At 71.5% G+C, this 9128-nt stretch carries 12 protein-coding genes; 9 read left to right on the forward strand and 3 right to left on the reverse strand.

All coding sequences use genetic code 11. The features are described from left to right. Nucleotides 1-90 precede the first annotated feature (90 nt). Nucleotides 91-1203, forward strand: coding sequence for a TAXI family TRAP transporter solute-binding subunit (locus AC30N0_RS18970; RefSeq protein WP_489519447.1), 1113 nt, complete (start codon nt 91-93; stop codon nt 1201-1203). 36 nt (nt 1204-1239) lie between these two features. Here the strand turns inward: AC30N0_RS18970 and AC30N0_RS18975 are convergent, their stop codons facing one another. Together AC30N0_RS18975 and AC30N0_RS18980 are read right to left on the reverse strand one after the other, a co-directional pair. Further along, entirely contained in the window at nt 1240-1644 is a 405-nt protein-coding gene (locus AC30N0_RS18975) for a hypothetical protein (RefSeq protein ID WP_489519448.1), read from the reverse strand. Nucleotides 1645-1795: 151 nt separating this feature from the next. Continuing rightward, complete coding sequence (locus AC30N0_RS18980) at nt 1796-2815, reverse strand: FAD:protein FMN transferase (RefSeq protein WP_489519449.1); 1020 nt, start codon at nt 2813-2815, stop codon at nt 1796-1798. 235 nt (nt 2816-3050) lie between these two features. Between AC30N0_RS18980 and AC30N0_RS18985 the strand changes: the two genes are divergently transcribed. The 4 genes from AC30N0_RS18985 to AC30N0_RS19000 all read left to right on the forward strand — a co-directional run bounded on the left by AC30N0_RS18985 (nt 3051) and on the right by AC30N0_RS19000 (nt 5159). Then, a complete protein-coding gene (locus AC30N0_RS18985) occupies nt 3051-3512 on the forward strand; it encodes a YbaK/EbsC family protein (protein ID WP_489519450.1) in 462 nt (153 codons plus the stop codon). A gap of 61 nt (nt 3513-3573) precedes the next feature. Further along, the gene (locus AC30N0_RS18990) at nt 3574-4062 is read left to right on the forward strand and encodes a helix-turn-helix domain-containing protein (protein WP_489519451.1); all 489 of its coding nucleotides are present in this window, start codon (nt 3574-3576) and stop codon (nt 4060-4062) included. Further along, nucleotides 4055-4777, forward strand: coding sequence for a nucleotidyl transferase AbiEii/AbiGii toxin family protein (locus tag AC30N0_RS18995; RefSeq protein WP_489519452.1), 723 nt, complete (start codon nt 4055-4057; stop codon nt 4775-4777). Before AC30N0_RS18990 ends, AC30N0_RS18995 begins: the two co-directional genes overlap by 8 nt. Before the next feature lie 202 nt (nt 4778-4979). After that, nucleotides 4980-5159: a hypothetical protein gene (locus tag AC30N0_RS19000; RefSeq protein WP_489519453.1), complete on the forward strand. Its 180-nt coding sequence runs from the start codon at nt 4980-4982 to the stop codon at nt 5157-5159. Between the two features lie 9 nt (nt 5160-5168). On the opposite strand, the gene AC30N0_RS19005 is transcribed toward AC30N0_RS19000, so the two are convergent. Beyond that, entirely contained in the window at nt 5169-5399 is a 231-nt protein-coding gene (locus AC30N0_RS19005) for a hypothetical protein (RefSeq protein WP_489519454.1), read from the reverse strand. A 110-nt stretch (nt 5400-5509) separates the two neighbouring features. Here AC30N0_RS19005 and AC30N0_RS19010 point away from each other — a divergent pair, with 110 nt between their 5' ends. From AC30N0_RS19010 to AC30N0_RS19025, 4 genes are all read left to right on the forward strand, one after another. Then, the gene (locus AC30N0_RS19010) at nt 5510-6595 is read left to right on the forward strand and encodes a phosphatase domain-containing protein (protein ID WP_489519455.1); all 1086 of its coding nucleotides are present in this window, start codon (nt 5510-5512) and stop codon (nt 6593-6595) included. A gap of 26 nt (nt 6596-6621) precedes the next feature. After that, nucleotides 6622-7707: a hypothetical protein gene (locus AC30N0_RS19015; RefSeq protein WP_489519456.1), complete on the forward strand. Its 1086-nt coding sequence runs from the start codon at nt 6622-6624 to the stop codon at nt 7705-7707. Between the two features lie 176 nt (nt 7708-7883). After that, on the forward strand, nt 7884-8369 hold the full coding sequence (locus tag AC30N0_RS19020) for a hypothetical protein (protein ID WP_489519457.1): 486 nt from the start codon (nt 7884-7886) through the stop codon (nt 8367-8369). A 55-nt stretch (nt 8370-8424) separates the two neighbouring features. Continuing rightward, complete coding sequence (locus AC30N0_RS19025; RefSeq protein WP_489519458.1) at nt 8425-9084, forward strand: NUDIX hydrolase; 660 nt, start codon at nt 8425-8427, stop codon at nt 9082-9084. Nucleotides 9085-9128 lie beyond the last annotated feature (44 nt).

A 9128-nucleotide genomic window follows, 5' to 3' on the forward strand; every position in this document is an offset into this window, starting at 1 on the left:
CGACGCGGCGACGCCGGCGCCGGGCCCTGTCGCCGGGGCGTGCAGTGCGAACCTGGTTGCGCTCAGCCTTTGCAACGCGGTGCAGAACCCATGAGGGGGTTGCGCCCGGTGCTGCACGGCTGCCTCCTCGCCGTGGCATGCGGGCTGGCCGCAGCCGCCGCTGCGCAGGCCGCATCGGGCGCCGGGCCGGACCGGGCGGCGTCCGGCGGTGCGGGCCGCAGCGGCAACATCCCGTTCAAGATCGTCACTGCTTCAGAGCGGGGCACCTATATCCAGATCGGGCGCGACCTGGCGAAGTTCGTGGCGCCGGACGCCGGCATCGACCTCGAGGTGCTGCCCTCCGCCGGCTCGGCAGAGAACGTGAAGCGCCTGCGCCGCGAGGCGGGCGTCAAGCTCGCGCTCGTCCAGTCCGACGTGTACCAGGCCTTCCTCGACCAGGCCGCGGCCGGCAACGCCGAAGCGCGCGAACTGATCCAGCCGCTGCGCCTGATCATGCCGCTCTACAACGAGGAGATCTACTTCATCGTCCGGGCCGACGCACCGCAGGCTTTCGTGCACGAGATCCGCAATGCCCGCATCAACGTGGGCCCGCTGCTGAGCGGGACGGCCATGACGGCGACCACGCTGTACCGCCAGCTCTTTGGCGCGGCGCTCCCCGACGCCAACGCCAGCTTCCTGAGCAACGAGGAGGCCCTTGTCAAGCTCACCGGTGACAAGAGCCTGGACGTGGTCGTGGTGGTGGCGGGGCAGCCGGCCAGGCTCCTGGCGGACATGAAGCCGGAGGCCCGGCAACTCATCAAGCTGCTGAAGTTCGACCCGGCCCAGCCGGGCAGCGAGGAGGCGCTCCGGACCTATTTCAAGGCGACGGTACGTGCGACGAGCTACCCGAACCTGCTGTCCGAGGACATCTCCGGCATCGCGGTCAAGGCCTACCTCGTGACCTACGACTACAACCTGGGCGTCACGGTGAACCGGCTCACGCGCTTTGCGCGCTCGTTGTGCAACCGCTTCGACACCCTTCAGGCGCAGGGGCATCCGAAGTGGCGCGAGGTCGAGCTCGGGCTGCCGGCGCTCGGCCGCGGCTGGTCTTACTACCCGCCGATGGCCAAGGAAATGCGGAGCTGCATGGAGCAGCGGGCGAAGCCCATGCCGGTCGTCAAGGCGTGCACGCAGCAGGAGCGCATTCTCGGCCTGTGCAAGTGAGGCTCGCTCGGCAGCCGAAGGGCCGGCTGCATCGGGTCAGGGACAGAGCTCCATCCGCTGCGTGACGCCGGCGATGGTGTCGGTCACGAACCAGAAGTAGTACTCCTTGCCGGTGATGTCGATCGACTCCCGGCCGGTGGGGGCGCCGCGTCGCGTCGAGTAGACCACCGGGACGACCCAGCCGCGTTCCGAGCTCCGGCCGAGGCCGAGCGGGCAGCCTCCGGGCTCGGGCTTGCCGTAGCTGATCTCGACGTTCTTCTTCGAGCCGGGGATCGTGAAGGCGAAGTAGTCGCTGATCGTCTTCTGGTAGCCCACCGGTGCCCGGCCGCGTACCACCACGGGTGCCTGCGGCTCGGGCGTGCCGGCGCAGCCGGCGAGCAGGGCGATGGCGCAGGCAAGCGCGCCGGCGCAGGCGGGCCCGTGCCGGCGCACCGGGTGCATCGTGTCGATCGTTGCGTTGGACAGCGGCAGCTCCAGTCCTGATGGAAGGCGCAGCGAGGTGTGCGCACCCGATGAGAAAGGGCCGCCGCGATCGGCGCAACCCCTCGAGTAAGTGTCTCTCAAACGGAAGGGAGTTTGGCAGCGCCCGTCGTCATCGATTCGGTCGGCTCGCCGGGGCGAACAGGCCGGAAGAATGGTGCAGTGTCCCGGCGGCGTCGACCACGACGGCATCGACGTCGCGTTGCGCCTCGATCAGAGCGAGCCCCTTCATCGCGCCCTGCACGAAGACCGCCTTCGCCAGCGCCGCGGCGACGAGCGCGCTGCCGCCGAGCACGGTCACGCTGTGCACTCCGGTGGGCGACCTGCCGGTGGCCGGGTCGATCAGGCGATGCGAACGCTCGCCGCGCACGGCGGTCGCGCACCCGGGGTCGCCCGCGGTCGAGACCGAGACGTCCTCGAGCGGCAACATGGCCACGACCCGTGCGCTGCGCCTCGGATCGCCGCTGCCGATGGCCCAGGGCCGGCCGCGACGGTCGCCGACGACACGGGTGTCCCCGCCCGCGGACACGCTGGCGTGGCCGATGCCCATGCGCATCAGGACCGCGGCGGCGCTGTCCACCGCGTGGCCCGTGGCGAAGCCGTCGAGGTCGACGCGCATGCCTGGCACGGCGAATCGCACGGTGCCGGCCCGCTCGTCGAGCTCGAGCTTCTGCCACCCCACCGCGGCCAGCGCCCGCGCCGGCGTCGCCCGGTCGGCGCCCGTGTCGCGCCCATCGTGGTGGAGGCAGCCGACGGCCGCCGAGCGGGTGTCGAAGGCACCGTCGCTGAGGCGGGCGAAGTCCAGGGCCCTGGCCAGCAGGGCGGCCATCTCGCCCGACAGCGCCACCGCGCCGGACCCGGCCCCCCGGTTGATGCGCGACAGCTCGGAGTCGACGTTGTTCGGGTCGAGCAGCGCCTGGATCCGGTGCATCTCGGCCATCGCCGCGTCGATCGCCGACTCGCCCTGCGCGGTCGACTCGCTCCATAGCTCGACCTCGATCGGCCTGCCCTGGATGAGTCCGGCGCGCCGCCGCCATCCCGGTCCGGCCGCGAGCGTGCCCGCGCGCGCCGTGTCCGCCGGAGCCCGGCCGGCCGGCAGTGCCGGGATGCGCGGGAAGAGCCGCGCAGACAAGCGTGGAAGGGCAAGGCCGAGCATCGGCGCAGTTCACCATCCGACGCTGCCGGCAGGCGAAAGCATTCGTAAGCAACGACGACCGCTGGTTGCGCCGCGGTACTTTTCCTCGAGCACTTCGGAAGGCTCGTGCTGAACGCGTCTCGCGGCCGTTCGGCAGTTCGGCATCGCTCGACGTGCTCTGCGCCTGCGCCCGCGGCCCTTCACTCCGGGCGCCGGCCGGCAACAATGGTGAATGAGCCTGCCGTCCGTTCGCGCCTTCCTCGCCGAGTACGCCCCCGACATCGAAGTCCTCGAGAGCACCACGAGCACGGCGACCGTCGCGCTCGCGGCCGCGGCGCACGGCGTGCAGCCGGCCGAGATCGCCAAGACGCTGTCGCTGCGCCTGAACGGCGAGCCGATCCTCCTGGTGATGAGCGGGGAGGCCCGCCTCGACAACCGCAAGTACAAGGACCGCTTCGGCGCCAAGGCCAAGATGCTCGACGCGGCCGAGGTGCTGGAGGCGACGAGCCACCCGGTCGGCGGCGTCTGCCCGTTCGGGCTGCCGCGGCCGCTGCGCGTCTACGCCGACGTGTCGCTGCGTGCGTTCGAGGTCGTGGTGCCGGCGGCGGGCGACACCCACGCCGCGATCCGCATCGCGCCTGAGAGGCTGGTCCGCCTGGCGGGGGCCGAGTGGGTCGACGTGGCCCAGGGCTGACGCGCCGCCAACGAATATGTATCCCATTATATGCAAAGCCTAGAATCGGATAGAATGAGTTATGCCTGCACGCGCCCCCACCGTCGCGAGCGGCGTCGCCGCCAAGCTCGCCGGCCTCGGCCAGCGCATCCGTGACCAGCGCAAGGCGCTGAAGGTCAGCGCCCTCGACGCGGCCGAGGCAGCCGGCATGTCTCGCGTCACCCTGCAGCGCATCGAACGCGGCGAGCCCTCCGTCACGATGGGCGCCTGGATCGGCGCCGCGACCGCTGTCGGGCTGGAGCTCGACCTCGTCGAGCCGCGCCCGGCCGGCGGGCCCGGCAGGTCACGCGGCAAGCCGCCTTTTCCGGCCCGCATCCGCCTCGCCGACTACCCGCAGCTGAAGCGCCTTGCCTGGCAGCTGCACGGCGTTGCCACCCTCAGTCCGGAAGACGCGCTCGGCCTGTACGAACGCAACTGGCGACACGTCGACACAGGTGCGTTCGAACCGGCCGAGCGTGCGCTCGTCAACGCCCTGGTGCAGCACCTGGGGGGAGGGCGACTCCTTGTTTGAGCGTCCGCACCACCAGCGCATCGCCGCCATCCTGCAGTCGCTCGATGCCGACCTGCTCCTCGCCAACCGCTGCCTGTTGGGCGGCGGCACCGCGATCGCGATGCGCCACGGCGAGTACCGCGAGTCGGTCGACATCGACTTCCTGGTCTCCGATGCCGGCGGCTACCGCGCCATGAGAGAACGGCTCACCGGCCCCGCCGGCGTGCTGGCGATCGCTCGGCCCGGCGTGCTGCTCGAGGCGGCGCGCGACGTGCGCGGCGACCAGTACGGCATCCGCACGCTGCTGCGCACAGGCGGCATCGACATCAAGTTCGAGGTCGTGCGTGAGGGCCGCATCGCCATCGATCCGCCGGGCGCCGCCGACCGCGTCTGCGGCGTCGCGACGCTCACCCGACTCGACATGGCGGCGACCAAGCTGCTCGCCAATGCCGACCGCTGGGGCGACGACGCGGTGATGTGCCGCGACCTCATCGACCTGGCGATGATGGCGCCGGACGCGGCGCTGCTCCTCGCCGCCGTGGCCAAAGCCGAGGTCGCCTACGGCAAGAGCATCGCGGCCGACCTCGCCAAGGCGATCGAGGTGCTGCGTACGCGCCCGCACCGGCTCGACCGCTGCATGGAAGCGCTGCAGATGACGACCGTGCCGAAGGCGCTGCTCTGGAAACGGATCAAGGCCCTCGCCGGGCTCGCGGGCGAAGGCCGGGCCAGGCGCTAGCGTCGCGCGCCCGTTCCCCGGGCAGCCGGGGCGTCGGGTGACGCGGTCGGGTTGGCCTGTGCGTCGTCGGCGACGCGGCGAGCGTGAATTGGTGGCGGTTTGGCTCGTCGGCGCTGCCCGCCCGTCGGGCGGTGTCGTCGAAGCGGGTCAGCCGTGCGTTCGTCGCTCAAGCATTTCGCCCGCGTCGCCGATATCGCCCCCCATGACCACCACCATCGCCACCACCCTGCCAGGCAGCCGCTCGGACCGCACCCCGCTCCTGACCTGCAGCAAGTGCAAGCGGCTGCGCGAGAAAAGCGGGGGTGTCTTCTTCGGGGCCGCGTTCGCCTGCCGCCTCTGCTTCGAGCAGGGCTCGTCGAAGGCGCCGAGGACCTTCGGCTAGGGCTCGCGCTCAGCGCGTCGACACGAGGCGCAGCGGCACGCTGTCGCGCCCGACTTCCGCGTCCTCCGAGGCCTGCAGGCGGTTGACCTCGGCCAGCGACTGGTTGGTCCGGCGCAGGGCCCGCTGGGCTTCCTCGAGCCGGGCCACGGCCGCATACATCTGTTCGGCCGCTGCTGCGCAAGCGCGAAGGGCGGCCTTGGCATCGGCGTAAGCCGCCGCCTGGAGCGACTCGATGTTCATGCGATCCTCGTTGGCAGGCGACGTGCCGTCGTGCGCCGCCGCGGCTGGGCGGGGCACCCCGGTTTGGGGGGCCGCGAAATGCCGGCAGGACCGGGCGAAACTATCCGCCCATGTCCAGGCTCCTGCGCATCGCCAACCGGATCGACGACGGCCTCGACGCGCTGCGCCTGCTGCTGCGGCAGCGGCGAATGCGCGGCGCCCCGGCGCGCGTGCATTGCCATCTCGGCTTCGGCACACCGGCGCGGCTGCTGGTCAGCGGCCATGTCGTCGACGGCAGCGCCACGGAACCGTCGGCGCAGCCGGCGACCGGCCTGCTGGCCGACATCCGTGCCCTGGCCACCCGCTACGTCGAGAGCCAGGTGATGGGCGCCCGGCTGACGCTTCGCCACGGCGCGGCGCAGACGTCGGCGATGAGCGACAGCGACGGCTTCTTCAGCGCCGAGCTGGCCGTCGAGCCGACCCCCGGCGACGGCCTGGCCTGGCGCCAGGTGACGGTGACGCTCGAGCACGTGCCGGGCAGCCGGCAAGCGCCGAGCGACTTCAGCGCCGAGGTGATGACCGTGCCGGCAGGCACCCGGTTCGGCGTCATCAGCGACCTCGACGACACGGTGATGGACACCGGCATCCACGACTTCAGGCGCCACTGGCGCAAGGTGCTGCGCAGCGACCCGCGCCTGCGCCAGACCTTCCCCGGCCTGCCCGAGCTCTATCGCGCACTCGCCTTCGACGGCGGCGGCGTGCAGCGCCAGCCGATCTTCTACGTCTCCTCTGCGTCCTGGGGCTTTCAAGAGCCGTACACGCGCTTCCTCGAGCTGCACGGCATTCCTCGCGGACCGCTCTTCCTGAAGGACTACGGCCTGCAGGGCGAACAGTGGTTCGCGGGCGACCATGCCCGGCACAAGACGCGCGCCATCGAGCGGCTCTTCGAGGTCTACGCCGACATGCCCTTCATCCTGGTCGGAGACAGCGGCCAGGACGACGCCGCGATCTACCGCGACCTGGCCGCGCGGCATCGGGGCCGGGTCCTCGCCGTGTGGATCCGCGACGTCTCGGCCGAGGGTGCCCGCAAGGAAGGGATCCGGGATCTCATCGAGGCCTTGCGCTCGGAGGGCGTGTCGGCCACTTTCGACGCCGCCCTGCTGGCCGCTGCGAAGGAGGCAGAGCGAGCCGGGTGGGCCGCGGGCCGCGTGCGGTAGATTCGGCCGAACGACAGGAGACATCGATGAGCAGCCAATCTTCGGCGCGCCCGCGCCGCATCCTCGTCCTGGGCGCCTCGTACGGCTCTCTCCTCGCGAGCAAGCTCGTCCTCGCGGAGCATGTGGTCGAGATGGTGTGCCTGCCCGCGGAGGCCGAGCTGTTCAATCGCGAGGGCGCCATCGTGCGGATGCCGGTGAAGGGCAGGGACCTGCAGGTCGAGGTTCGAACCGCCGGGCTCGCCGGCCAGCTCTCGGCGACCTCGCCGGCAGAGGCGCGACCGGCGGAGCACGACCTCGTCGTCCTGGCGATGCAGGAGCCGCAGTACCGCCAGCCGGGGGTGCGCGAGCTGCTTGCCGCCGTCGGCCGGGCGCGGGTGCCGTGCATGTCGATCATGAACATGCCGCCGCTGCCCTACCTGAAGCGGATTCCCGGGCTGGACGTCGACGCGCTCCGCCCCGCGTACGGCGACCCTGCGGTTTGGGACCCGATCGACCCGGCCCTGCTGACCCTGTGCAGCCCCGACCCGCAGGCCTACCGCCCGCCGCAGCAGCCGCTCAACGTGCTGCAGGTGCGCCTGGCCACCAACTTCAAGGCGGCGCGCTTCGAGTCGGACGAGCACACCGCCCTGTTGCGCGAGCTCGAGGCCGACATCCAGGCGGTGCGCTTCGATGCCGGCGACGGCGTCCCCATCGAGCTGCCGGTCAAGCTGAAGGTGCACGAGTCGGTGTTCGTCCCGCTCGCCAAGTGGAGCATGCTGCTCGCCGGCAACTACCGCTGCGTGCAGGAAGGCGAGATGCGCTCGATCAGGGACGCGGTGCACGGCGATCCGGCCGAGACGCGGGCGGTGTACGACTGGGTGTCGGAGCTATGCGTCTCGCTCGGTGCCGACCCCGGCGACATGGTGCCGTTCGAGAAATACGCGGCCGCGGCCCGGTCGCTCGAGAGCCCGTCGTCGGCGGCGCGGGCGCTCGCTGCCGGGGCCCGCGACATCGAGCGCGTCGATCGCCTGGTGCAACTGATCGCCGCGCAACGCGGCCGGCGCCTCCCGGCGCTCGACGAGACCGTCGTGCTCGTCGACGGCTGGCTCGCGGCGAATCGGCGCAAGGCGTAGGGGGACGACATGACGCGACGCCTGCTCCCGCTCCTCCCGCTGCTGCTTGCCTTCCTCGGGGCGTGCGAAGCCGTTCCCGAGCGGCAGGATCGATGCACCCCGCAATGGCCACCGGGCCCGTGCGCCGAGTCGAACACGCAGCCGCCGCGCACGCGTTGAGTCGGGACGGGCAGACCATGAGCGACGACACCGACGCCGACACCGCTCCCCGGCACGAGGACCGCCTCTGGCGCGACAACGGCTGGACCGCGCTCGTCATCAAGAACGAGGACGACGAAGGGTGGGCGGTGGCGATGATCAGGGACGGTGAGCCGGAGCCGGCGCTCGTCGGCCCCTGGACCATGGGCCGCGACAAGAAGAACCCCAAGCCGCTCGACAGCGCCGCCTTCAACACGCTGGTGAAGACCGCCGCCGAGGTGATCCGCCGGCACGAGCAGCACACGCATGCCGAGCGGCACCGGGAGGTGACGGTCACCGCCGACTCCGGCCGCGTGACGGTGAAGCTCGACATCACGCCCGACGAAGACGACCCCTACGCGGTGCTGAGCGCGTTCGACGCCGGTGGCGAGGAACTGGCGCGGGTGCGCGTGGGCGCCGGGTTCAGGCTGAGCGCGGCGAGCGCATCGGCGTGGATCGGCGACGAATTCCGCAAGCCGGGTTGAATGGGGTCCGCGCTGGCGAGAATGGGCCCGCGACTGCGCGCCGCCGAGGAAGTCCATGCACTGCGATGACGCGCTGAGGAATCGGATCCGGCGCAACCTGGCCTCGTTCGAGCTGCACCGCGCCCATCCGGGCGCGCATCGCGCCGCGGCGGTCGCCGTGGCCGTCGCCGAGGAAGGCGAGGGTGCCCGGCTCGACGGCATCGCGACGCCTGGCGAATGGAGCCGCGAAGCTGCGTTGATCCTGACGCGTCGGGCCCTGACGCTTCGCAGCCATCCCGACCAGTGGGCCCTTCCGGGCGGGCGCGTCGATGCCGGCGAGTCGAACGAGCAGGCTGCCCTGCGCGAGCTCCACGAAGAGGTGGGGCTCGATCTCGACCCGGGCGCCGTGCTCGGCAGGCTGGACGACTTCGTCACGCGATCCGGCTTCGTCATCACGCCGGTCGTGGTGTGGGCCGGGCCGGCGCGAACGCTCGTTGCGAACCCGCAGGAGGTGGCCAGCATCCACCGCATACCCGTGAGCGAGTTCATGCGCGCCGATGCGCCCTGGCTCGACCGCGAAGACGAGAGCGAGGAGCCGGTGCTGCGGATGCCCGTCGGCAACACCTGGATCGCCGCGCCGACAGCGGCCGTGCTGTACCAGTTCCGCGAGCTGTGCATCGCAGGAACCCCGACGCGGGTGGCGCACTTCGAGCAACCCTTGTTCGCGCGGAGGTGAGTCGGTGAGCGACGTCGAGCCCGATCGGAACGCGCAGGTCGAGG

The sequence above is a fragment of the Rhizobacter sp. genome, assembly GCF_031412495.1.
Classification (GTDB): Bacteria; Pseudomonadota; Gammaproteobacteria; order Burkholderiales; family Burkholderiaceae_C; genus Schlegelella_A.